Genomic DNA, 25,439 nt, shown 5'->3' on the forward strand with positions numbered 1-25,439 from the left:
TGCTCAGCCCACTCTTGCTCGACTTGCCCGATCTGTAACATCAGCCACGAGGCGTCGCCTCACACTGATCAGTGTTCTCTTTTAAGTAAGCTTTTCTCTTGATGATCACCACCAGACACGTCTTCAGGCAGATGCTCCGCCTCAAACGGCACGCGCTTGCCCGATAAACGTGCGGCGGGCAGTGTGCCGACACTGTCCGCCGCATGAAACGGTACTTATCTTGTTCAGCAGATGATGCCCTATCTCTACTCTTTCGATGCTGACCGCAAGCGGATCATTCAACTCTAAGAATTCCAAGGACAGCTGGCACATCAGCCTTGAGAAGGCCCTTTGTGACGGTTGAGCGATGCCTGTGTCACGCTACGCCCCGGTTCAATATCCGTCGTCAGCCAGACATTCCCTCCGATAACCGCCCCCTTGCCAATCGTAATGCGTCCAAGGATGGTCGCCCCGGCATAAACCACGACGTCATCTTCAACGATGGGATGGCGTGCGCCCCCTTTTTCTAGCTGGCCATTTTCATCAACGGCAAAGCGCTTGGCCCCCAGCGTTACGGCCTGATACAGCCGCACGTTGTCGCCGATGATGCAGCTTTCGCCAATGACGACCCCCGTACCGTGGTCAATAAAGAAGTACTGCCCGATAGTGGCACCCGGGTGGATGTCGATACCGGTAGCGGAATGCGACATTTCGGAAATGGTCCGCGCAATCAATGGCAGCCCTAAGCCGTGAAGCGCATGCGCCAAGCGGTGATGAATGATGGCCTGCATGCCGGGATAGCACAGCAGCACTTCATCGACGCCCGTCGCTGCGGGGTCGCCGCGGTAGGCAGCGGCAACGTCTGTGGCCAGCGTGCGGTTAATCTGGGGGAGCTGCTCGCAGAAGCGGGCAAGGATGTCGTCGGTACGGGCTACCAGCGCCGCTTCCGACAACGCATCGCGTTCATCGCGCTGGTGATAGCGCAGCTCGCGCAGCACCTGCACCTTCAGAAGCGACAGGGCACGGTTTAGCATCCGCGTGACATAAAAGTCCTCTTCACCGGCCAGTAGGTCATCCGGCCCCATATGCAGCGGAAACAGCGCCCGCATCACACCGTCAACGACGCTGCGGATGGCATCTCGCGAAGGAAGCTGCCCCGGACGCTGAACCGGTGCCGGCAGTGCACCGCTGTGATGCCAGTCCAGGCGTTCCTTCTTAAGGGAAAGCACCAGCTCATCCAGCGCAGTGCTTGCAAGGTGCGATGTCGAGAATCCTGTTGCCACGAAGCGTCTTCCTTTCATTGATCGTTGTTATGGTTAGCGGATTGAAATAACCATACGCTGCGCCGCGGCCCCCTTGCAATTGCCCACCCATAACCCGACATTGGAACTAGGTATTTTTACTCGTGTCTGTTATTGCAAGGCCCGATGGCACACGAGGCATGGCTCATCCAGAAAACGCCTCATCATTGCCAAAGGCAATCAGCACCATTTGCCCAATCAATTTAGATAATCACATCGGTTCGGGTAAAGTGATCTCCATAGCGTCAGGTACAGCACGCTTCCAACGACCACTCACGACAAGGAGTTTGTCCATGTCTCTGTTGAATACTGAAATCCTGCCGTTCAAGGCAACCGCATTCCACAACGGCGAATTCGTCGAAGTGACCGAACAGGACCTGAAAGGCAAATGGTCCGTCGTGTTCTTCTACCCGGCCGACTTCACTTTCGTTTGCCCGACCGAGCTGGGCGACCTGGCTGACGAATACGAAGAGTTCAAGCGTCTGGGTGTCGAGATCTACAGCGTTTCCACTGACACGCACTTCACTCACAAAGCGTGGCACGAAACGTCCGACACTATCGCCAAACTGCAGTACCCGATGATCGGCGATCCGACTGGCCGCATTTCTCGCAACTTCCAGGTCATGATCGAAGAAGACGGTCTGGCTGAACGCGGCACGTTCGTGATCAACCCGGAAGGTCAGATCAAAATCATCGAACTGAACGACGGCGGCGTGGGTCGTGATGCATCTGAACTGCTGCGCAAAGTCAAAGCGGCTCAGTACATCGCAGCACACCCGGGTGAAGTCTGCCCGGCGAAATGGAAAGAAGGTGCTGAAACCCTCTCTCCGTCTCTGGACCTGGTCGGCAAGATCTGATCACCAGATGACCGTTGCAGCGCCCAAGCGGGGGCGCTGCAACCTCCCTTCTTCAGGAAGGCGACATCTGGCATATCCCGTCGATATCGCGCCTGCGCCTCATCAATACCTTCTATTACAGTGCGGTTTCATTCGAAAGCTCGACTTTGCGAATGCAGCCTCGTATTGCCTAAACGGTGCCTGTCTCCATCAGCGCCGTCGCCGTTAAGTAAGATAGCGTGCGCAATACGGCCCCGAACATATCCTGCTGATGACAGGATAACCTTCTTATCCGCTTCGATAGCGAACCACCGGAGAGACGCTCATGTTGGACAATGCGCTCAAGACACAGCTCAAGGCTTACCTCGACAAGCTGACGCAACCCATCGCACTGGTCGCGTCTCTGGATGACCGCGATGCGTCCCAGCAGATGAAGGGACTGATCGAAGATCTGGACAGCCTGTCCGACAAGATCAGCGTTTCCTTCGACGGTCAGTCCTCTCGCCGCCCGTCCTTCACAGTAGGCAAAGCAGGCGAGCCGGCACGCATTGAGTTTGCGGGCATCCCGACCGGCCACGAGTTCACCTCGCTGGTACTGGCGCTGCTGCACACGGGCGGCCATCCGCCGAAAACCGATCCGGCAGTGCTTGATCAGATTCGCCAGCTGGACGGCGAGTTCGTCTTTGAGACCTATATTTCGCTGTCGTGCCAGAACTGCCCAGACGTTGTACAGGCCTTGAACCTGATGGCCACGTTCAACCCGAACGTCCGCCACACCATGATCGACGGTGCGCTGTTCCAAGACGAAGTCGAAGCACGCCAGATCATGTCCGTACCGACAACTTACCTCAACGGTGAGCAGTTCGGTCAGGGCCGCGCGACGCTGAGCGAGATTCTCAACAAGGTCGACACTGGCGCAGCCAAGCGACAAGCGGCGGCACTGAATGAAAAGGATACCTACGACGTGCTGGTAGTGGGCGGTGGCCCGGCTGGCGCTGCGGCAGCGGTCTACTCCGCGCGTAAAGGCATCCGCACAGGCGTAGTCGCCGAGCGCTTCGGTGGTCAGGTGCAAGACACCATGGCAATCGAAAACTTCATCTCCATCAAGGAGACCGAAGGCCCGAAACTGGCGGCTGCGCTTGAAGAACACGTCAAAAGCTACGACGTCGACGTTATGGATACCCAGCGCGCAGCGCGCCTGGTACCGGCCAAGGACGGTCAACCGTTTGCCGTCGAGCTGGAAAGCGGCGCTACGCTGACCGCGAAATCCGTCATCATCTCGACGGGAGCACGCTGGCGTCAGGTGGGCGTACCGGGCGAAGACGAATACCGCAACCGCGGCGTAGCGTACTGCCCGCACTGCGACGGCCCGCTGTTCAAAGGCAAGCACGTAGCGGTCATCGGTGGCGGTAACTCTGGCGTTGAAGCAGCCATCGACCTCGCTGGTATCGTCGGCAACGTCACGCTGTTCGAATTTGCCGATACTCTGCGCGCTGACGCGGTACTGCAGCGCAAACTGCACAGCCTGCCGAACGTCACGGTTATCACTGAAGCGCAGACCACCGAGATCACCGGTGACGGACAGAAGGTCAACGGCCTGAGCTATACAGAACGCGCAACGGGCGAGTCCAAGCATATTGCACTGGAAGGCGTCTTTGTTCAGATCGGCCTGGTACCGAACAGTGGCTGGTTGAAAGACACACTGGAACTGACACCGCAGGGCGAGATCGTGATCGACAACCGCGGCCAGACCTCCATTCCGGGCGTGTTCGCAGCAGGCGACGTCACGACCGTGCCGTACAAACAGATCGTGATTGCGCTGGGTGAAGGTGCGAAAGCGTCACTGGCCTCGTTTGATTATCTGATCCGTCAGGGCAGTGAAGATTGAGATTTGCTGTAAGAGCAGATGATGGGAAGTAAGTTGAGGGCAGCGAAAGCTGCCCTTTTTTGTTGACAATGAATTGTCATAACCACCATGCAACATGCCTACTGATTAGAGACCGCCTAGTATAATTTCCCCAAATTAGCTTTTGTATTATTTTATTTTTATGGAAATTATTTTCGGTGTATGAAAATAAAATTCGTATATTTAAAACAGTTATTTTTAAACACATAAAAACAACCACAATAAGTTCAATCAAAATACCTACAGCTATATTAAAAATCAAAAGTAATAGATCTAAACTTTTATGTAAAAAGCATTTTTACACTAGTAACCATGAAACTCCAATACAATATATTGAGAGTCGAATACCTTCATAGAACATCACTTACAACACTTATACTCACACTGAATAATTAATGACATTAAAACAATACATCCTGCAATAAACGCCAACATTCTATTCAAAAATAAGCATCAAAAAAACTTATAAAATGCTATTACTTAATCTCGCCCCACACACCTATCTTACAGAAAATCTGTTACGTCTATAAACTGATGTAAAAAATTCTATATCATTGCCTTTAACTTATGGTATGGTTTGAAAAATCACATCGAGAAAAGATATATTTCCCATGGATATCGAGGCTCACATTCGCCGCAATCGCTTCTCTCTCTGCATGGATCTCATCCAGGTAGATGAGTCACCCGCGTCCGAAATGTTAACTTTTAATGTCAATATCTCTGATTATGCTCTCAATTTCTTTGATCAAGTGACTATATCAACGCTCCAACTCGATCAATTTATAGATGATATTGAACGCAAGAGTGGTGCCGTACTATATCTATCCTCAATACCGAGACAAAACAAATCAAATATTATTTTAAAGATAGACAGAACATCTTCTGCAGTCATTATTTACTACATAAAAGAAACTATTTTACCAACTCAAAGCAAAGTAAGCCATAAACACATAATGCATACTGACTCTATAGAGATGTCCAGATTTTGTAGTGCATTTATTGAATTTCCTAGGTGGTGGTAAATGGATCATAAATTTCTAATAGCTATCACGCAAAACCAACCACTTTATGAGGGAGACTATTTATATCTTGAGTATTGTCTTAGCATTAATTCTGAAGAAAACAATATTGCTTTTAGGGTAGATGTTTCAGCATTCGAAAAGGAAATTAAAAGTTTAATAAAAAGTATTAAAAAAAGAGAATCTACTCATATCGTGTTGCGTGATGACTTATATTATAGTTCTCTCGACATAGTCATACTTTCAGTAGATTTTTCAAAAAAAAAGTTTACTTGGAGCTATAGCTACCAGCACGACCACTGTAACATGGAAGGAGAAGACAAATATAAATTAAAAGAAGAAATACCGCTTTCCAAAAGTTTTTATTTTCATTTACTTTCTCTATTGGAAAAAATAATTTTAAAATAAATATCTTCAATTCCAATATTCCTTTGTGATAGGTATTTCAATTCAGCCAACATGAAATGCTTGTTCCGAGAATCCTTCGGTATGTGCCAGCGCAAGCCATGCGTCGACGCATCCCATTTTTCCCCCGCCAGAGTAAACGAAGTAAAGACTTACCTGCTACGCTCGATAGTATGGCTTGCATAGCCTTCCATTTGGCTCGGCTTTTTTGCAGGACAGACTACGCTTAGGTCATCTCCGCCAAAGAAACTGGACAAATTGTCGCACCTGCCGTTAAGTACAGCCAGGTATCGCAATGACAGGCATCACCGTCTCTACCAGCCTTATTGGCGTATTCACTCTAGCAACGGGCTTACATCATGAAGAATTGGTTCACTCCCACCCTTCCTGCTCATCGTCGCTTCGGTGCCGCCATGGTGGCAGGCTTCATCGGTGGCAACATTTCCAGCTTCGTGAAATGGGGTACTGAAATCCCTTTCCCGCCGCGCACGCTTGATCGGGGTATTCCACCGAAGGACATGCTGATCGATATGGGCGTCAACGCTCAGGAAACGATCTATCACTTCTCCGGACATGCCATCAACTGGGGCGTTGCGGGCATCCACCATGTGTTTTCTATCGTGTTTGCCCTGCTGTACTGCGCAATTGCTGAAGTCTTCCCAAAAGTGAAACTGTGGCAAGGTATCGCGTTCAGTATCCTCGTCACCATCGGCTTCCACGCCGTGCTGCTGCCGACGTTCGGCTGGGCACCGCCGGTATGGCAGCTGCCTGGAGCAGAGATATTCTCCGAACTGTTTGGCCATGCGCTGTGGATGTGGACAATCGAAGTCTTCCGTCGTGACATCCGTAACCGCATGACTGGTTTGCCGGATGCAGAGTATACAAAGTAATCGCGTTAAATAGGTTTTCCCCGCCCGGCTTTGAGTTTTCATTGCTGGGCTTTTTTATAAGCGTGCTGCATGCACGGCATAGTGCGCTTACTCTTCAATAGCACAACTATTCAAAGTAGCGTCTACATTTCGAGCAGAGAGAAAACAATATCATTGTTGCACTACCACCAGACGCAGGCGCTCGTTGAGCATCAATAAATTTCTCACTTCTCAGACAGACAGCACAGTGCAGCATCTGTACCTAGTATTATCTTCAAAACATGGCATATTCTTCTGCTACACTCCACACCGGCAAGATATTATATATTAACAATTAAAATATTATATTAATTGTATATCAATGATTCCTGGACCATACGTAAAAAACTATAGCCATTATAATCATCATCACATGGTATTTTCTGTTGCTGAAAAACAGAGGGGGCACCTGGGTGACCAGTGTGAACGCAAAAAAGAATTGCGACAAAAATACCCAGTCATCGCTACTTTGCGGAGCATTCCCTATTTCTGGTGTCATTTCCAACATCCAGTCATACTCTCCTCCCTTAAACATATAGATAAAAAACATACCTATTAAATAAGACACTCCAGAACAGACACTTAATATCTTAGTCAACTTATTCATTTATAGAAATCCCAGACAACATTAGCGCAAATAATCACAACAACTCGCTATTGGAAACAGATTCTTATTCTTATACTAATCAACAGGAACACTAATCATAATAAATCCACAGTGCTTTAATTTTTATCGACGACAATAAAGAATATTACAACCATACAAATATTTTTAAACAACTAAAATATATTTAACTCACTGTAAAATAAGGCCGATGAAATATAAAACAGTTCCTATAACAATGTCTTCCTTATAAGGATGAATACATCCATCACCCATCCAGCTTTTGTCTTAACCTCTTCTCGCCCAGCTAATGCTTGCGGTGCCACTTGCTGCAGCGGGCCACTGATCAACGCTTGGTGTTCAGTACCCAAGTTGGCCCCCCAATACAACATCAGGTCGTCACGCTGGATATGCTGAAACACGCTGTTGCCGTCCAGCATCACGACGGTGGTCGCGGGCAGCAGGTATTCATCCTCGTCGATCAGCTGCTGCAGCTTGCGGCCCGTGGTGATCAGCACCGACTCCCCAATCTGGTTGAGGGGAATACGATGAAGCGCGCACAGCATCTGCACGCTGGTGATGCCCGGAATGACGTCGATACTTAGGTTCAGCGTAGTGGTGACTGACAGTCTGTCGATAAGGCGGATCGTACTGTCAAAAAGAGAGGGGTCGCCCCAGACAAGGAAGGCACCCGTCTGGCCGGGAAGGAGCGAGTCTTGGATGGCGTCAGCCAGCATGGCGCTGCGCCGGTGGTGCCATTCGGCGACGATAGCGCGGTAGGCGTCGTCTTTTTTGGCACCGTAAGGCACCTGCGGACGGGGGGGATTGGGGAGGGTCACGATGCGGTAGTCGTGATCGGGGGCGATATGGCGACGGCAGATCGCTTCGCGGAAGTGCAGCAGCTCGTCCTTGCCTTGCCCTTTGTCGAGCATGAAGAACACATCGGTACGGTTGAGTGCGTCGATGGCCTGTAGGGTGAGCTGCTGCGGATCGCCGGCACCAATGCCGATCAGCAGTAGGTGGCGGCGATCATCACTCATCAGATAGCGACGGCGCTGTAGCGCGGAGCCGGTGAAACGATCATGTCCTGTGCGGCAATCAAAGGCAGATCGCGCTGGCCATTTTCAGTGCGGCTCAGCAAGGCGCTGAGTGTAGATACGGCATGACTAAGGGCTTCCGGCAAGTCGTCTCCCTGCACTAGGCGGCCCAGCATGACGGCGGAGAACGTATCGCCAAGGCCGGTGGGAAGCGGGTCGACGGGCAGCTTCGGTGATGCAACGTACCAAGCCTGATCCGCGGTTACGGCGATGGTGTATAGCTGATCGGCGGGAATATCGGCGCTATCTAGGCTGGTAATGACCACGCAGCGTAGCTTGGGCAAACGGGCAATCAACGCACGGGCCTGTTCAACAGCGTCATCAAGGCTGGTCACCTCTTGCTGAGTCAGCAGTTCAAACTCGAAGCGGTTGGGAGTAATGATGGACGCAGCAGGCAGTACCTGTTCGCGCATGACATCCGGAATCGCGGGCTGCACGTAGATGCCACGGCCTACGTCGCCCATAACCGGGTCACACAGGTAATCGGCGTCGGGGTTGAGCTCGCGCACCTCAGCGACCGCATCCAGTACGGCCTGCCCGATAGTGGCATCGCCCAGATAACCGGACAGGATGGCTTGGCAACGTCCCAGTGCACCGCGATCTTTAATGCCTTGCAGCACATCGCGGATATGTTCGGCACTGAATATCTGCCCTTTCACCACACCGTAACCGGTATGGTTGGAGAACTGGACGGTATGGATGTTGATGACTTCAACACCCTGACGCTGCAGCGTGAAGACGGCGGCGGCATTACCTACGTGTCCGAAGGCGACGTGTGACTGAATGGACAGCACCCAGGGAGTGGTAGCCGCTGTTGTTGTAGTGGATGACGCCATGAACGTATCGCCCCTATCAGTTCAGTTGCTGGGAATGATGAATGCAGGCTCGATCGGGAAGCGTTCGCTCTTCGTTCACTGTCGTGGATATACCGGATCGCCAGTGAATCACCGCTCAAGCGAGGCCCTTCGAAAACACCGCCTGTCGAAAGCATCTTCTGTTGAAAACGTTAGATTATCTATCAAAACAACGAAGGCCTTTCCGCACGCAGCGAAAAGGCCTTCCTATCATGTCGAAGCACAGCGCCGCTGTCGAGACACGGCTCGTGCTTCTACTTTTCTCTCACGTTCTTCTCTCACGCGCCTACATACTTCACGCGTCGTTACAGCAGTTTTGCCAGCAAGCCTTCCAGTTTTTCTTGGTCGGCAGCGAAGCGGCGAATACCGTCAGCCAGCTTCTCAGTCGCCATGGCGTCCAGCCCCAGCTCCCAGCGGTACTCGGATTCGGTCATTGGCGTAGACGGCTGAGCGGTTTTGGCCGGTTTAGTGACATAGCGCGTCACTTCACCCTGGCGTTTCTGCAGCTCTTCCAGCCATTCCGGCGCAATGGTCAGGTTGTCACAACCCGCCAGTGCCAGCACCTGTTCGGGGCTGCGGAAGCTGGCTCCCATGATGATAGTGTTGAAGCCGTGTTCCCCTGCGTACTGGCAGATACCACGCACGAAGAGGACACCCGGGTCTTCTTCCGGTGCATAGGTCTTGCCGGTTTCCTTGCGGTACCAGTCAGTCACGCGGCCAACGAACGGCGAGATCAGGCAGACACCCGCTTCGAAGCAGGCACGCGCCTGTGCGTGGCAGAACAGCAGCGTCAGGTTGCAACGGATGCCTTCTTTTTCCAGCACTTCTGCAGCGCGGATCCCTTCCCATGTAGAGGCCAGCTTGATCAGCACCTTGTCACGGGAAACGCCGTTCTGTTCGTAGAGTTCGATCAGGCGGCGAGCCTTAGCGATGCTGGCATCAGTGTCATAGGACAGTTTGGCCGCCACTTCAGTGGAAACGCGCCCGGGGATCAGCGCGGCGATTTCGCTACCGATGGCAACGGACAGTGCATCGACGGCATGTTCGATAACACCGTCGTGATGCATGCCCGTGGTTTCCTGCTTCACGCGTTCCATCGTGCGTTTGATGACCGGCTGATAGCCCGGCAGTTCGAACGCTTTCAGCACCAGCGACGGGTTAGTGGTCGCTTCTTCAGGACGGTACTTACGAATGGCATCAAGGTCACCGGTATCAGCGACGACCGTCGTCATCGTGGCAAGCGATTCCAGCTGAGTGGTCATGTTCCTACTGTCTCCCGAAAAGAACGTCACAGTGCCGCTGAGCATAGGCAACGACACCAGTCTGTGCACACTGTACTACGGCTGCGCATGATTTTCTGCCACTGTGCCCAAAGGGGATAGTGCTTTCGGCTCACGGCAACACGGCATATGCACTTGATGCTTTGACAGCGACATCGGCGGTTCCTTCCTGAAATGCGGCAGCACGGCGCAGCCCACAGGCATGGCGTGGATATTGAATGACATTGACAGCCTGTCGCAGGGGGAAAGGTTGACGCTGCGTCAGCATGACCCGCACTCGGTGCCAATGGGTGCACTCGTTCAGGCCTCTGTCACTCATTCGTTTTACTTCGTCATTCACCGGCTCAATCCCTAGAGTGGGAAATCAGGAGTTGCCATGACCGTCTCACCTTCTCGCCGTCGCTTTCTAAACACTACGCTGGGCGTTTCAGCAATGGCGTTGACCGCCACGCCCTTCATCACGCAGGCCGGTGCCACCACGGCTACCGCTTCCAGCGCAGCGTCGGCAGCAGATTCATCGGACACGCTCACGATTGCACTGGGCCAACTGGCCGTTGCCGACCAGTGGCAGGACAATGCGGCACAGTGCTCTCATCTTATCCAGCAGGCGGCACAGCAGGGAGCCGACCTGCTGATCATGCCGGAGGCAATACTTGCCGCTGACATTGGCGACCCTGAATGTGTCCGACGTTCGGCCCAACCGCTGGATGGCCCGTTCATGCAGCAGATGCTGAAAGCCACCCTACAGGTACCGCTAACCGTCGTTTTCACCCTGTATGTTCCTGCTGATGCTCAGCGCGTTGGCAACGTTCAGGTTGCCCTGCGACAGGGCAGAATCGTAGCGACGTACCACAAGCTGCATCTTTATGATGCCTTCACTATGCAGGAATCGCAGAGCGTCGAACCGGGCAAGACACTGCCCCCCATTTTTGATGTCGCCGGAATGAAGGTGGGAATGATGACGTGCTACGACCTGCGCTTTCCTGAAGAAGCAAAATCACTGGCGCTGCGCGGAGCCGAACTGATCGTGCTGCCCGCCGCATGGGTGCGTGGCCCCAACAAGGAGCGCCACTGGGAAACGCTGATCGCGGCCCGTGCCCTCGACACGACCTGCTTCGTGGCCGCCGTCAGCGAATGCGGCCCACATACGATCGGCTGCAGCATGGTGGCCGATCCGATGGGACTGGTCGTTGCCCGAGCCGGTGAAACGCCGACGCTGGTCACCGCGCGCATTTCGCGCCAGCGCCTCGCTCAAGCCAGAAAGGCACTGCCCGTGTTGACCAATGGGCGTTTCAAAGCCCCCGAACTGGCATGACGCGGCCCGTGAACTGACACGCCTAAGATAAAGAAAGCGGAGCACCAGCCACCGCCCACATAAAGGGCCAACAAAACGCGTAAAGAGAGTGGGCACTGCGGCTATCGAAAGCGGGGTGCGGCACTTTTCTATCGCCGACTGCAAGAACTGGCCTGATTATTGAATAAAGGAAGGAGGAACGTCCCGCCAGGCATCGGCGGGACACCTGCGTGAATATCGTTCGATAGCACGCCTTGCTGTGCTTGTCTTGAAAAGGAGCCTTTCATGACCCGCCCGACTACAAGCCGCCGTGGTTTTCTGGGTGCTTCGCTAGGCATGTCTGCCCTTGCCTTTGCGGCCCCGACGCGTCTACTGGCCCGCGAGAATGCGGCAGATATCGCCATTCATAACGCAACGGCCACCAACCCGCTCGGTGATCCTCCCGGCGTCTACCTCAACTACAACGAACTGCCGGAAGGGCCGTGTCCCGCTGCACGCAAGGCGATGGTGGACGCCATTCCCCATGCGGGCCGCTACAGCCATAACATGGTCAGCGAAATGCAGAAGACGCTGGCCCAGGATCTGGGCGTGCCGCCTGAGTGGCTGCTGATCTACCCCGGTTCGGGGTCCCTGCTGAAGCTGGCCCCGCACGCGTTCACGTCAAGCAGCCGACCACTGGTCATTGCATCGCCGGGCTACGAAGACTGTGTTCGAGGAGCCAAAAGTGCGGGTTCACCGATCACCGAAGTACCGCTTCTGGACAGCGGTGCGCACGATATCGACGCGATGCTGCAGAAACCGGCCGGATTGCTCTATATCTGTAACCCCAACAACCCGACCGGTACCGTTACTCCACACGATAAGCTGGTGCAGGCCATTGAACGCGCACCGGCAGACACCATCATCATCGTCGACGAGGCGTACATCCACTTCTCGAATCAGCCCAGCGTGATTCCACTGATTGCCAGCCATCCGAACCTGGTCGTGATGCGCACGTTCTCGAAAGTCTACGGCATGGCCGGGGTGCGCTGTGGTTTTGCCGTCGGCCGTCCTGATGTACTGGCCAGCCTCAAACAGTTCGCAGGTGACCCAGAGCTGTCGGTACTGGCAGCAGTGGGCTGCACGGCCAGCCTCAAGCAGCCGAACCTGGTGGCCGAGCGCAAGCTGCTCAACGCTAAGCGCCGCGATAAAACCATGCAGTGGCTGACGCAACAGGGCTTCACCTGCATGCCATCCGAAACCAACTTCTTCATGGTGGATGTGAAACGGCCGACGCAGGATGTAGTAAACGGTCTGCTCCAGAAAGGCGTGCATGTCAGCAACCGCTGGAAAATGCTGCCAACCACGCTGCGTGTTTCGGTCGGCACCGAGCAGGATATGGCCGCTTTCCGTCAGGCATTCGCCGAAGTGATGGGGCTAAAGGGCAACGCGCTGTCGACGGCCGCCTGACGCCGAGCAATGGCAAGCGACGCTGATGTGAGGCTGTGAACGATCGCGCGACACGCTATACAAGGTGGGCCAAGACAGGCATCATCTGCCACAATGTCGATTGACCTACCGTATATCGATCACTCACAAGAGGCCTCTTCGTCATGCTGGAAGGCATCATCATCTGTGTCGTATTGCTGGTCGTCCAGCTGGTACTGCTCCACCTGATCGACCGACGACTCGACTACGCCGAAATGAACAGCCACTACATGCGTTCAGCGCCCGGCTCTCGCCGCGCCAGCAAACGCAAGGCCAATCATGCGGCTAATGACAGACTGTTCTAGGAAAATGCCGGTAGTGATGAGCTACCGGCATTTTTCTGTGTCAGATTGACGCAGAATCACGTCGCACTGGACCTTCTGCCTTAAACAACGGTCATCGAAAAGCGAGACGCTCAATACACAAAATTGGCCGATTAGTTCCCCCATCCTTTCGTCGAACGTTCCCTTCCGATAAGTTCATTTCCCTACTGTTTTCCTTCTTATAAGTGCATGTTGCCTACGCATGACACTTTTTCCATACCGTGACTGTTCTTTAGTACAAGGTCGTTAAGAGACATCACATGCCCCGCGGGCAGGTGACCAACCCGAAATGTTATCTTTTGTCACTACGACTTATGACCAATAACCGGTTATTCGTTATCGGATATATGTTGGGCGCAGTTTTGAAAGCTCACGCTCACTATGGGATGGCCACGACCATGACAACCCGCAGTACAAGCAAATACTACTTCCCGCTCAGTGCGATCATATTTCTGTTTTACTTTGCCTGGGCCTCGACACTCTCGATGGCTTCCCAGTGGCTGTGGCAGATACTCCAGCTAGACAGCACCACCAAAGGCCTGTTCTTCACGGCTAACGCTATTGGTGCAATGCTGTTCCAGCCTATCTACGGCGCCATTCAGGACCGTCTGGGCGTTTCCAAAAAACTGCTGCTGTGGATCGGCCTCGTACTCGCCCTCTGCTGGCCAGTCATGGGCTACGTCTTCGTTTTCCTGATGAAAGACGTTTCCTCCATTGTTGCGCTGATCGTATCCGGTCTGTTTATTGCGCTGGGTATTCTGGCAGCCGCAGGTGTCGTTGACTCCTACTGCGAACGCGTCGGCCGCAACGCGGGCCTTGAATACGGTACCGTCCGTGTATGGGGTGCTGTGGGCTGGTGTCTGGGTGTCCTGATCGCAGGTCGCTTCGCACTCGAAGGCATTCTGGTCAACCTGCCGTACATCGCTTGTACCGTTGCCGGTATCCTGCTGCTGGTAGTGCTGTTCCGCCTCGACGACCGTGGTGCACAGGTTGCTGCCGTACCGGGTCAGGCACAGCAAGTTGCGTCCATGTCCGAAAGTCTTGGTGTGCTGAAAGAGTTCAAATTCTGGACCTTCGCTATCTTCCTGTTCGGTATCGCCGGTCTGTACTTCCTGTTCGACCAGCAGTTCCAGGACTACTACGCAACCTTCTTCAACGTAGCGAACGACCCGGCTGCAGGTGGTAAAGCGTATTCTTACCTGTATGCGTCCGAAACGGCTATCGAAGTGATCTGCCTGCCGCTGGTACCGCTTATCGTTAACCTGATCGGTGCTCGCAAAAGCTTGGTACTGGCTGCGTTCCTGATGGGTATGCGTGTACTGCTGACCGGTCTGGTCGCTGACAAGGTCGCATTGACCATCTTCTTCTTGGTACGCGGTTTCGAAATTCCGCTGCTGCTGGTGGCCGTATTCAAGTTCATGGAAGGCGTCTACGATCCGCGCTTCTCTTCCACGATCTACCTGATCGCTTTCCAGTTCGCACAGCAGTTCTGCTCTATCTGCTTCGCAGGTCTGGTCGGTCACCTGATCGATACGCATGGCTTCCAGTACGCCTACATTTGCCTCGGCATCTTCGGTCTGGTGTTCATGCTGTGGGGTCTCATCATGCTGCCGCGCCCGAAAAAAGGTCGCGTCAATCCGCAGCCGATGGAAAGCATCACGCCTGCCGCACAGTAAGCCTCTAGCACTTTTTACTGAGCGCTCATAAAAGACCGGCCCTGCTTATGCAGGGCCGATCTTCTCGTTATGACACAGTTAAAGGCTCGGTGTTGACCGGCAGCTCGACTGTTCATCTCCCCCGCGTTAACTTCTGGCTATTACCTTCCCCTTCTTATGCCCCGTCAGACCGCCCAGAATGCGCGCTGAGCGCTTAGTGACATCCCTACCGCCCCTTCTTCATTAGACAAAAGAGCACTGCGCTAGCGCGCCGTACGGCCGATAACGAGGGTAAATCCGATCGCGGTGTACGCCACTTTTGACTGCCTGACTACCTGTTCTTTAGGTCACTACCACATCTTGCACATTGCGTCAGCATTTTTTTCCATCGGTGAACTACGACCATGGCGCAATGGCGATACATTCCGGCTTCAATTACCGTGGCATCCTCCGTGAGAACACGCTCCCAAATGGTAAGCAACCGATGAAATCCCCGGCTCGCAGCAGTTACTACCTCATCATCAGCGCATTGCTGTTCCTATTCTTCTTCGCCTGGTCTTCCACCTACGCGCTCTACGCGAGCTGGCTGGAAAAGGTCATGGGCATTGATGCATCCACACGCGGCTTCATCTTCATGGCTAACGGGATTGCAGCGCTCATGTTGCAGCCCGTCTACGGCATGCTGCAGGACCGTCTGGGAACGTCTAAGAAACTGCTGACGTGGGTCGGTCTGATGCTGGTGCTGTGTACTCCGGCCATGGCGTACGTCTTCCCACCGCTGATGAGCGCATTTCCCATCGCGGGCATGGCGTTCGGCGCGCTCTACATGTCTCTGGCCATGTTCGCCGGTGTCGGCGTTGTCGAGTCCTATAGCGAACGCATGGCGCGCAGCAAGGGCTTCGAATTCGGGGGCGCTCGCCTGTGGGGTTCCATCGGTTGGGGTGCAGGGTCCGTCGTTGCGGGCTACTTCACCATTAACCAGAACCTGCCGTTCTACGCCTGTTCCTTCGCTGGTATCGCCTTCCTTGTCATGCTGGCCTTGCTGAAGAACAACACGGCGCCGAAAGAAGAGAAGAAATACGCGGTACAGGCCACCTCCTCTCTCGGCCAGAGCTTCGCTCTGTTCGCACAGGGCAACTTCTGGAAGTTCACCCTGTTCCTGTTCGGTGTCAGCGGTCTGTACTTCCTGTTCGATCAGCAGTTCCAGAACTACTACAGCGCGATGTACAACGAGCAGACGCTCACCGCGAGCGGGCAACAAGCTTACTCGTGGCTGCTGGCGGCACAGACGCTGACCGAAGCAGTCTGCCTGCTGATCGCTCCGTGGGTCATCAACCGCATTGGTTCGCGCAATGGTCTGATCCTGTGCAGCGCCCTGATGAGCCTGCGCGTCTTCGGTTGCAGCCAGATTTCCAACGTATGGTTCCTGTCTGTCTGCCACCTGATCCGCGGTATTGAGATTCCGGTTCTGCTCGTTGCCGTCTTCAAGTACATCAACAGCGTGTTCGACTCCCGTTACTCGTCTACCATCTATCTGATAAGCTTTCAGTTCGCGCAGCAGTTCTATTCCATTTGTTTCTCTGCCGCGACGGGTTATGCCTTCGGTGCATACGGCTACCCGAGTACCTATTTCGTTCTGGCGATCAGCGCTATGGTCTTTACAGCATGGGGTATCTTCATGCTGCCACGCGCACGCCAGGATCAGGACTCAGGCATAACGCCTGAAAAGAAAGCTGCTTCATCTTCCAACTCTGCTACAGGGGCTCAGACGGCATGACTGACACTCTGCAAAAACAGCGCATCGAAGAAGCACTCGAAGCACTGAACAAGAATTGCGCCAGCACGGATCGCTCCATGTACCCGGGCTTCCACCTGGCACCGCCTAGCGGCTGGATGAACGACCCGAACGGCGTCATCTATCACAAAGGCTACTACCACGTCTTCTATCAGCATCACCCGCTGTCTCCTGAAGAAGGCAAGCTGATGTACTGGGGCCACGCGCGCTCCAAGGATCTGTGCACGTGGAAACACCTGCCGATCGCACTGGCACCGAGCATCGAAGAAGACAAAGACGGCTGCTTCTCTGGCTGTGCTGTCGTCAACGACAACGATGAGCTGTGCCTGATCTATACCGCTCACCGTTGGGGTGGCGCATGGGGCGACGACAATAACGTCCTCGAAGTTCAAGCGATCGCCACCAGCAAGGACGGCATCCACTTCGACAACAAGCAAGTCGTGCTGAGCGAACCGCCGCTGCCCGAAGTCACGCACTTCCGTGACCCGCGCGTATGGCGTGAAGGTAACGACTGGCTGATGATCATCGGCTACCGTACCGATGACAAAGACGGCAAGGGTGTCGGCAAGGTCGCACTGTATCGCAGCACCGATCTGTACAACTGGACGTTCGAGTCCACGCTGGCCGAAGACGACGAGCTGCTGCCGCCGGGCAAACGTTCCTACATGTGGGAATGCCCGGACTTCTTCCCGCTCGACGGCAAGCACGTGCTGCTGATGTCGCCGCAGGGTCTGGAAGACGAGAACAAAGAACGCTTCCTGAACCTGTTCCAGAACGGCTGCATCATCGGCACGTTCAAGGACGGCAAGTTCACGCGCGAAACCGAATTCGAAGAACTGGATTTCGGTCACGAGTTCTATGCAGCACAGCACATCGACGGCCCAGACGGTCGTACGCTGCTGATCGCTTGGTTCGACATGTGGGCTAACGACAAACCGAGCCAGAAACACGGCTGGGCGGGCATGATGTCGCTGCCGCGCGACCTGCACATCGAAGATGGTCTGGTCCGCATGACACCGTCCCCCGAGCTGGTAGGTCTGCGTGCCAACGCTGAACCGACTACGATCGACACCACTGCTCTGAAAGAGGGTGAAGAACGCAGCCTCGAGATCACCGATGGCCCGCTGCAGGAACTGCGCGTTGAGATCGACCTGAAAGCCACCGACGCACAGGAATTCGGTCTCGAATTCCACGTCGACAAAGCCACCGGTGCCAGCACGCGTCTGTACGTTGACCGCAAGCTGAACCGTTTGGTGCTCGACCGTGAGCTGACCGGCAACAGCCCGGCACAGTCCGCATTCAAGCGCACCTGCAAGCTGCCGGAAGGCGATGTGCTGAGCCTGCACATCTACCTCGACCGTCCGTCGATCGAAGTCTTCATCGGCAACGAGAAGAGCGAAGGGCTGTACAGCATGAGCTCCCGTACCTTCCCGAACCCGGCACAGAAAGATGCGCACCTGTTCGCCAAAGGCGGCACCCTCGCGCTGAAAGACTTCAAACGCTGGACGCTGAAAGACACCTTCCACTTCGAACCGCTGAAATACGGCGCATAATCGAAGACAAGAAGACAAAGAAGACAAAGAAGCCGCCCCAAGGGGCGGCTTCTTTTATATCCTTTTAGTTTTTATATTTTTCCAATAAAAACAACAAGTTATTATTAAATTTTTATCATTCTGCATCATAGACTGTTATCGTAGTAATATATTGATATCTATGAAACATAAGATAATGGTAAGGAATAAAAATACAGAGCTGCCTCAAAGCACAGTGTCTTAGTGGGAATTTTTAAAATAAAATCCTCTGCTTTTCAAGAGAGGACTCAAAAATGTTTTATATCTTATACAAAATTCCAGGAAAAAATGTCAGCAAGATAAATAAAATAATAAAAGATAAGTGTTTGGAGGTCTATGAAAATGATTTAAATATGGAAGATTTTAGTGCAACGCTATATTTATCAAGAAATCAACAAGGAAATATTGTTCCTTGGTGGACATCTTATAATAAATTTATACCCGAAGGCACCAAACCCATTTATAATTTATATAACTGTGGTATATTATTAATAAAGCCAAAAAATCATTCAAATTACAATTATGCCATAACCCTTGGGAAATCATCTTTATTCATAAAAACAATAATAGAAAAAGACTTCGGAATAAATTTTGCTCTCAGAATGGCAAATGAAAATACAGTTTTATTAAAAAAAAGTACATATCACAGCGGAATAAAAAAAGGCGATATGTCTCACTATATAGAATTTCAAAAGGGAAATTATCAGCCAGGAGAGTCTGTTGATTATCTCAAGTTAAAAGCTAAAAATGCAGATGAATGGGGGCAGCACTATATTGAATGTTCAGACTCCATCAAAATAAATTATGATATAAACCCAGAAAAAATACATTGTCTTTTGAAAAAAATTGAAGATGCATATACAAAAGACCTACTAATAAAGATACCAAAAACCGATATTGTAACAGATGAACAAAAAAAATTAGAATTATACTCGGCGTTAACTCAGGCAATAGAAAAAAATGACAAAAATATCTTCTTAACTCAATTTCACGAACATGAAGGCTCCATTACATCAGGAGATGTAGGAAATAGTTTTCGAATTGGAGCCAAAAAAGGTATGCAAAAAAACCTAAGAAATATAGTAGAGCTAGGATATGCTATAGAAATAGCTGACGTGTTGTCATTCATAAATGAAAACAAAGAAGAATACGATATAACAGATATATTTGTAGAATATAATACCGATGATGACAAAAAAGAAAAAACACAAATATTAGATTTTATGAACTTTTCTATTATTCTAGAAGAAAAATTTTATATTTTTAAAAACAGCATATGGGAAGTTTTTAATGAAACATTCATGGACCATATAAGAGATTCTGTCAGCAGCATAGAATATGAAATTCGCGAAGAACTTGATGATCGCCATTTAAAACAATATCTTCAAGATAGTCCCCCTCAAAACAAAAAGTTAAAATACAGAGAATATACTTTCAATCGTAAAATGGCGGAAAAATACAGATATAAAGTCCTTGATCGTGAGAATACTGAAGTAAGAAATATAAATCTGAAAGGGAAAAAATACCAGATTGAAGTAGCAGACTTGTATGATGAAAAAAACAAAGAGGTTATTTCAGTCAAAATTGGAGATGACAATCCAAATTTAATTTATAATGTAAAGCAGTCACTAGGAGCAGTTAAACTTCTATTGAATGGATCCATTAGCAGAAAGGGGAGTAATAAAGATAACAACATAGAAGTAAGGACAGCTTCTTTGTGGTTTGTTTTAACACATAAAATAAAAAAAATAACAGAACTAGATAAAATATTATTGATATTGGAAATAGAGGAATGGAAACAATATATGAACACATATGGAATAAAAACCAAAATATATATCACACACCATGTACACAAAGAGAATTTTGAGAAATTGTTAGAAAGGCCCTAATTGCTTAGGGCTTTATCAACTTAACTTTAAAGATAGTACTTGAACCTCAGCCGCACGCCATACGCATCATCATGTGTCTGGGCGCTAAAGCGGCTGTAGTAGGTTCCCACCAACATATTGAAGCGGTCGATATCGAACACGTTGCTGAACTGGTAGGACGTGTACAGGGTGTCGATATGGTATTTGCTGCCATCGGGGTCATCTTTGGACCAGTCGATGTCGTTATACGAGTGGATATACCCCAGCCCCAGACCGCTGTAGACCATGTTGGCGCCGACGGAGAGGTCGTTTTCATCAAGGGCATCCAGGTAAGCCACGTTGAAGTTCAGCTGGAGATCCTGATCGCTATAGCCCAGCGTAGTGGCATAGCCGGTACGGTCGCTGACATCGTTGCCGCGGGTATCGACGATGGCGTCATGCACGAGGTTTTTCTCTACCCCGCCCGCCACACGCCATTTCGGTGCGAACTGCCAGGCCAGCACGGGGCGCAGCAGCACGGTACTTTTGCTGCGGTCGGTGTCGAGAGCCACACCGTGGTAGGTCTTGCTGCCGGTATAGCCGGTGTCGAACAGGTCGGTGCGGTCACCCACAACGCTTGAGGTTTCGAAGTAGACGTTGCCGAACTGGCGCGACACCATCATCTGTCCGGCGCTGCCTGCACGGCCACGCCCTTCTTTTGCCTGATAACTGTAGCCAGCGCCATCTTTGTAGAGGTTGTTGGCGGTATCGCCGCTGTAGCCGAGGAAAGTGTCGGCACCGACCGGGAACAGGTCATAGGCTTCGTAGCGACCCACGCGAGCGCTCCAACCATTGCGCTGCCCGAAGGCGAACCATGCATCATCCAGCCCGACGCTGCCGGAGGTGTCCATCAGCGGTTGGATGCGGAAACTGGCGAACTTGTCGCCGTGGGTACGCGTGCCCGCCGCTTCGAACATGATGCGGCCATCCTGCCCGAAGTGATGATGGTCACGGTGGTGGTTAATGTCATCGTTGCCGAACACCAAATTGCCCGTATCGGCATCGCTGTTGGCATTGATGTTGAGCTCAACGTCCCCGCTGAAGATCAGCGCGTTGCCGTGGCTGTTCACGACGCGGTATTGGTGCTCCGGGGCTGCCGACGACGGGTTAGCATCCACAGCTGTAGCGGGCTCCTGTGGGGTACCTGCATCAACGGACACGCCCTGCCCGGCGCGTAAGGCCTGAGTAGGTGTGGCCGCTACAGCAGAGGCAGGCGCCGCTGGGGCAGCGGTGCGCGCTTCGCGGGCCTGCTGTTCGGCGACAGTGACCCGTGCTTCAAGGCGGCTGACTTCGGCCTTGAGTGCCTGCAGTTGCTGTAGCAGTTCGGCATTGGTGTCGGCATGCGCGCTGAAGGGGATCAGAGCGGCACCCGCCAGCAATGCGCTCAGCGGGCCGTAAAACGTCCTGTTGACCATGAGAGTGATGCAATCCTTATCGAGGGCGTGGTCGTCAGCACACGCCCTGCCCTCTCTTGGTATCAGGAAGCGTGTACAACAAAATCGTGAATGACATCGCTGAGGCGCTCGGGGGTTTCCATCGGCAGAAGATGCCCGGCGTCTTCGATGACGTCGATACGGGGAGCCGTGAAGAAAGGCGCCACCATGCGTTCCTGCAGCGCAAGCGGCAGGGTCGGGTCTTTTTCGCCAACGACAATCAGCGTCGGCAGCGACAGTTCACCCACACGTCCGGACCAGTCTTCGTCAGCACCGGCCGTCGGCCAAGCCTTCCACGCCGCGCGATTGCCTCGCATGGCATCATCGACGGCGCGCTCGAAGACAGCTTCCGGTAACGGGTGTGCACAGGCGCTTTCGATGAATCGCACGGCTCCTGTACGGTCTCCTGCATAATGCGCCTGAAAGTCGCGGTCTTCGCGGCGGTCAGGTTGTGGTGCCAGCGGAGAGGAAGCCACCAGCACCAGCGCACGCAGCCAGTCGGGGGCCTGATCCGCGATAATCTGCGCAACCTTGCCCGTGAACGAGTGGCCAATCAAAACGACGCTGGACAATGACAGGGTATCAACGGTGTCGATCACCAAGCGGGCCATCGACGCCATGTCGAAGCCGCGCTGTCGATCGTTAGCCTCGCCGAAGCCGGGCATGTCTAAGGCCACACAAGGGTGATAACGGCTCAGGATGGCCTGGGATTCAGTCCATTCGCGGCGCGAGCTGCCAAAAAAGTGCATCAGCACCAGTGTCGGCCCGCCATTGAGTTCGCCAGAACGTGTGAAGGGAAGCATCCGAAGACTCCTTGTCTCATGGGGATGCTTTCAGCGTAGACACTTCACTATCGGCCTGCCTCGCTCACTCCAACAGTCGCTGCCAGATGTGGCGTACCGTGGCGCGGTGTTCGTCCAGTGTCGGCAACTGTGCCTGTACATCTTTGTCCATCAGCAGCGCTGTGGCATGGACGCTCTGACGATAGTCAATCAGGATGCGATGAAGCACCTGCGCCTCTTCACTCGTCAGTATGCCGCACGTCGCCATCGTCTCTAGCAGACGCACGTTGTCCGTCCATTCCACCAGTGAGGGATAGCGCGCCCCGTAGGCGAGCACCGCATACTGCGCCATGAACTCGATGTCGATCAATCCGCCTTTCATCCGCTTGACGCTGCCATGCGTTTCATGATGCGCCAGCATCTTCTCGCGCATGGCGACAATCTCCTGCCGTACGAGTTCAGAATCGCGCGGCTGGCTCAGCAGCGCATGACGCAGCTGAGTGAAGCGTTCGCACAGCGTGGGGGTACCAGCGACCGCCCGTGCCCGCACCAGTGCCTGCTGCTCCCACAGCCATGCCTGACGCTGCTGGTAGTCTTCAAACGCGGTCAACGATGAGACCAGCAGTCCCGAGTTGCCCGACGGCCGCAGCCGCATATCAACGTCGTACAGCACGCCACTGGGGGTCATTGCTGTCAGCAGGTGGATAATGCGCTGGCCCAGACGGGTCATAAACACGGCGTTGTCTAGCGCACGATGGCCGCCAACGGTCGTTCCCTGCGGATCAGCATCGTGCAGAAAGACCAGATCTAGATCAGAGTCGTAGCCCAACTCGATGCTACCCAGCTTGCCATAGCCCACGATGATGAAACCGGCCGGTTCACCGTCCTCGCGCAGTGGTTCACCATGGCGTGCGGCCAGCGTACGTCGTGCCATCACCAACACGCGGCGCAGCAGCACTTCCGCCACGGCGGTCAGGGCATCGCTGACCTGCATCAGCGAGCGCAGCCCGAACAGATCAGAGGCGGCAATGCGCAGCATCTGGGCATGTCTGAACTGCCGCAGCGCCTCAAGCTGCGCTTCTTCATCTTCCAGCGGCAGCCGGTTGAGGGTTTGATCCAGCTCGGCATCCAGATCCTCGGGGGTGACCCCGGTATCAAGCAGCGAGGGGTCCAGCAATTCATCCAGCAGTACCGGATAGCGGGCCAGCCGCTCGGCCGTCCACGGGCTAGCCGCACACAGCAAGATCAGCTGATGACGAGCCTTTGGGTTCTCCCACAACAGCGCCAGATAGGCAGTGCGTCGCAGCACGGCCTCCACCAGCGCAAGAACGCGGGGCAGCACCTTATCATGAGGCAGCGCCTGCGTGTAGCGCGCCAGTGCATCATGTCCTTGAATACTCACCACTTCTTCAAGCAGCGATGGCATCAGACGGTCCAGCCGTTCACGCCCGATCGCCTGCATCTGTCTGACTGCGCGCCCATCCGCCAGCGTACGGATGTAGTGCCATGCCTGCGTAGGCGACTCATAGCCCGCTGCCTGCAGCAGCGCTTCCGCTTCCGGCTGATCAAGCAGTCCTTCCCACAGTGCCTGCCACGGGCTGTCGTTGCTGCCATCGTCGCCTTCGGGTTCTGCTTCATCGGGTGACGTGATCAAAGCCATAAAGGCGGCATGGACGCGCTGGCGCACCTGTGCCAGCGGCTGCATGACCGCCGCCCAGTCAGGCACATTCAGCATCACGGCAACACGCAGACGCGTTGCATCGTCATCAGGAAGGCGCTGCGTCTGCGCATCATCGACGGCCTGTAGGGCATGCTCCAGCGTACGCAGCCAGGCATAGTCGTCCTGCAGCGTGCTCACCTGTTCGGCAGGAAGTAGACGCTCGTCGACCAACGCGGTCATGGCCTGCCGCAGCGAGGGGGTCTGAAGGCGGACGTGCCGCCCACCGTGGATCAGCTGACCGGCCTGTACGATAAACTCGACTTCGCGGATCCCGCCCTCCCCCAGCTTGATGTCCTGCTCACGCCCTTGACGCCGCACTTCACGCTGAATGCGCTGCTTCATATCCCGCAGCGCGTCGATCACCCCGAAGTCGATATAACGGCGATAGATGAAAGGACGCAGCGTCGCCAGCAGTTCATAGCCCGCGGCAATGTCCCCGGCCACCGGACGCGCCTTGATCAGCGCATAGCGTTCCCATTCGCGCCCGTGCTGTTGGTAGTAACGCTCCAGCGATGCAAAGCTGCCCACCAACGGGCCACCATCGCCGAACGGCCGCAGGCGCATATCGACGCGAAATACCTGTCCGTCCTCGGTCACGGCATCCAGCGCACGGATCAGTGCCTGCCCTAAGCGCGTGAAATACTCCTGATGCGACAGTGAACGTCTACCGCCTGTGGTCTCACCACCCTCGCTGTAGGCCATGATCAGATCAATGTCGGAAGACAGATTCAGCTCGCCCGCCCCCAGCTTGCCCATGCCCAGCACCACCAGACGCGGCACCTGTCCGCCAACAGCCTGTGGTCGCCCCCAGCGCTCGCTCAGCGCCTGTTCCAGCCAGCCCAGTGTCTGTTCAAGGACGGTTTCCGCCAGCCATGAGGCTCCCGCCGCCACCTGCCATGCCGACGCATGCTGGTTGATCTGCTGCCAGAGCAACCGTAGCTGGCACGCATGCCGGAACTCGCGCAGCGCGCGATAGAGGCCAACTTCATCATTCACTCGCGCGATACGCTGGGCCAGATCCGCCTTCATCGCCGCGTGGTCGAGCGGTATCCACAACGGATCACCCAGCAGCCACGGGTGGCGGCTCAGCGCGCGATCGACGAAACGTGATGTGGCCAGTAGCCTTAACCAACCTTGGCGCTGCTCATCATCAAGTGCAATGTGGCGGGCATTCTCGGCACAGGCGGCAAGGTGCAGGTCAAGGCGCGCTTCGGCGTCATGAAACAGCGTGGCTGTGGATGGCACTTCATGAGAAGGGGGTGTGGATAACATGACGGCAGGCTCCGGAAGCGACGGTCAT

19 protein-coding genes are annotated in these 25,439 nt (G+C 53.7%); 11 read left to right on the top strand and 8 right to left on the bottom strand.

Annotated elements, in window-relative coordinates; translation table 11 throughout:
* Nucleotides 1–311: 311 nt before the first annotated feature.
* Entirely contained in the window at nt 312–1,262 is a 951-nt protein-coding gene (gene epsC, locus ACMHYW_RS11265; RefSeq protein WP_414499987.1) for a serine O-acetyltransferase EpsC, read from the bottom strand.
* A 311-nt stretch (nt 1,263–1,573) separates the two neighbouring features.
* Between epsC and ahpC the strand changes: the two genes are divergently transcribed.
* The 4 genes from ahpC to ACMHYW_RS11285 all read left to right on the top strand — a co-directional run bounded on the left by ahpC (nt 1,574) and on the right by ACMHYW_RS11285 (nt 6,336).
* Nucleotides 1,574–2,137 (top strand): alkyl hydroperoxide reductase subunit C, encoded by a 564-nt coding sequence (gene ahpC, locus ACMHYW_RS11270; RefSeq protein ID WP_414499988.1) that lies wholly within the window; start codon nt 1,574–1,576, stop codon nt 2,135–2,137.
* 304 nt (nt 2,138–2,441) lie between these two features.
* Nucleotides 2,442–4,004, top strand: coding sequence for an alkyl hydroperoxide reductase subunit F (ahpF, locus tag ACMHYW_RS11275; protein WP_414499989.1), 1,563 nt, complete (start codon nt 2,442–2,444; stop codon nt 4,002–4,004).
* 1,040 nt (nt 4,005–5,044) lie between these two features.
* A complete protein-coding gene (locus tag ACMHYW_RS11280) occupies nt 5,045–5,449 on the top strand; it encodes a hypothetical protein (protein WP_414499990.1) in 405 nt (134 codons plus the stop codon).
* A 356-nt stretch (nt 5,450–5,805) separates the two neighbouring features.
* Nucleotides 5,806–6,336 (top strand): YagU family protein, encoded by a 531-nt coding sequence (locus tag ACMHYW_RS11285; RefSeq protein WP_414499991.1) that lies wholly within the window; start codon nt 5,806–5,808, stop codon nt 6,334–6,336.
* Nucleotides 6,337–7,188: 852 nt separating this feature from the next.
* Here ACMHYW_RS11285 and cobF read toward each other — a convergent pair.
* The 4 genes from cobF to ACMHYW_RS11305 all read right to left on the bottom strand — a co-directional run bounded on the left by cobF (nt 7,189) and on the right by ACMHYW_RS11305 (nt 10,508).
* The gene (gene cobF, locus ACMHYW_RS11290; protein WP_414499992.1) at nt 7,189–7,998 is read right to left on the bottom strand and encodes a precorrin-6A synthase (deacetylating); all 810 of its coding nucleotides are present in this window, start codon (nt 7,996–7,998) and stop codon (nt 7,189–7,191) included.
* Nucleotides 7,998–8,891, bottom strand: a complete 894-nt coding sequence (gene pdxY / locus ACMHYW_RS11295; RefSeq protein WP_414499993.1) for a pyridoxal kinase PdxY — start codon at nt 8,889–8,891, stop codon at nt 7,998–8,000. The genes cobF and pdxY overlap by 1 nt, the downstream gene beginning before the upstream one ends.
* Nucleotides 8,892–9,214: 323 nt before the next feature.
* Entirely contained in the window at nt 9,215–10,171 is a 957-nt protein-coding gene (gene tal, locus ACMHYW_RS11300; RefSeq protein WP_414499994.1) for a transaldolase, read from the bottom strand.
* 130 nt (nt 10,172–10,301) lie between these two features.
* Nucleotides 10,302–10,508: a hypothetical protein gene (locus ACMHYW_RS11305; protein ID WP_414499995.1), complete on the bottom strand. Its 207-nt coding sequence runs from the start codon at nt 10,506–10,508 to the stop codon at nt 10,302–10,304.
* 57 nt (nt 10,509–10,565) lie between these two features.
* Here ACMHYW_RS11305 and ACMHYW_RS11310 point away from each other — a divergent pair, with 57 nt between their 5' ends.
* The 7 genes from ACMHYW_RS11310 (at nt 10,566) to ACMHYW_RS11340 (ending at nt 20,186) form a co-directional block, all read left to right on the top strand.
* Nucleotides 10,566–11,504 (top strand): deaminated glutathione amidase, encoded by a 939-nt coding sequence (locus ACMHYW_RS11310; RefSeq protein WP_414499996.1) that lies wholly within the window; start codon nt 10,566–10,568, stop codon nt 11,502–11,504.
* Between the two features lie 264 nt (nt 11,505–11,768).
* Nucleotides 11,769–12,932, top strand: a complete 1,164-nt coding sequence (locus ACMHYW_RS11315; RefSeq protein WP_414499997.1) for an aminotransferase class I/II-fold pyridoxal phosphate-dependent enzyme — start codon at nt 11,769–11,771, stop codon at nt 12,930–12,932.
* Nucleotides 12,933–13,075: 143 nt separating this feature from the next.
* Nucleotides 13,076–13,255 (top strand): hypothetical protein, encoded by a 180-nt coding sequence (locus tag ACMHYW_RS11320; RefSeq protein ID WP_027706182.1) that lies wholly within the window; start codon nt 13,076–13,078, stop codon nt 13,253–13,255.
* Between the two features lie 416 nt (nt 13,256–13,671).
* Nucleotides 13,672–14,949: an oligosaccharide MFS transporter gene (locus ACMHYW_RS11325; RefSeq protein ID WP_414499998.1), complete on the top strand. Its 1,278-nt coding sequence runs from the start codon at nt 13,672–13,674 to the stop codon at nt 14,947–14,949.
* Nucleotides 14,950–15,412: 463 nt separating this feature from the next.
* Complete coding sequence (locus ACMHYW_RS11330; protein WP_414499999.1) at nt 15,413–16,705, top strand: oligosaccharide MFS transporter; 1,293 nt, start codon at nt 15,413–15,415, stop codon at nt 16,703–16,705.
* Entirely contained in the window at nt 16,702–18,276 is a 1,575-nt protein-coding gene (locus ACMHYW_RS11335; RefSeq protein WP_414500000.1) for a glycoside hydrolase family 32 protein, read from the top strand. The genes ACMHYW_RS11330 and ACMHYW_RS11335 overlap by 4 nt, the downstream gene beginning before the upstream one ends.
* 272 nt (nt 18,277–18,548) lie before the next feature.
* Entirely contained in the window at nt 18,549–20,186 is a 1,638-nt protein-coding gene (locus ACMHYW_RS11340; protein ID WP_414500001.1) for a DUF6119 family protein, read from the top strand.
* A 26-nt stretch (nt 20,187–20,212) separates the two neighbouring features.
* Here ACMHYW_RS11340 and ACMHYW_RS11345 read toward each other — a convergent pair whose 3' ends face one another.
* The 3 genes from ACMHYW_RS11345 to glnE all read right to left on the bottom strand — a co-directional run bounded on the left by ACMHYW_RS11345 (nt 20,213) and on the right by glnE (nt 25,411).
* The gene (locus ACMHYW_RS11345; RefSeq protein ID WP_414500002.1) at nt 20,213–21,619 is read right to left on the bottom strand and encodes a carbohydrate porin; all 1,407 of its coding nucleotides are present in this window, start codon (nt 21,617–21,619) and stop codon (nt 20,213–20,215) included.
* 62 nt (nt 21,620–21,681) lie between these two features.
* Nucleotides 21,682–22,440, bottom strand: a complete 759-nt coding sequence (locus tag ACMHYW_RS11350; RefSeq protein WP_414500003.1) for an alpha/beta fold hydrolase — start codon at nt 22,438–22,440, stop codon at nt 21,682–21,684.
* Between the two features lie 64 nt (nt 22,441–22,504).
* Nucleotides 22,505–25,411 (bottom strand): bifunctional [glutamate--ammonia ligase]-adenylyl-L-tyrosine phosphorylase/[glutamate--ammonia-ligase] adenylyltransferase, encoded by a 2,907-nt coding sequence (glnE, locus tag ACMHYW_RS11355; protein WP_414500004.1) that lies wholly within the window; start codon nt 25,409–25,411, stop codon nt 22,505–22,507.
* Between the last annotated feature and the right edge of the window lie 28 nt (nt 25,412–25,439).

Source organism: Zymobacter sp. IVIA_12111.31 C1 (assembly GCF_047495495.1).
GTDB lineage: Bacteria > Pseudomonadota > Gammaproteobacteria > Pseudomonadales > Halomonadaceae > Zymobacter.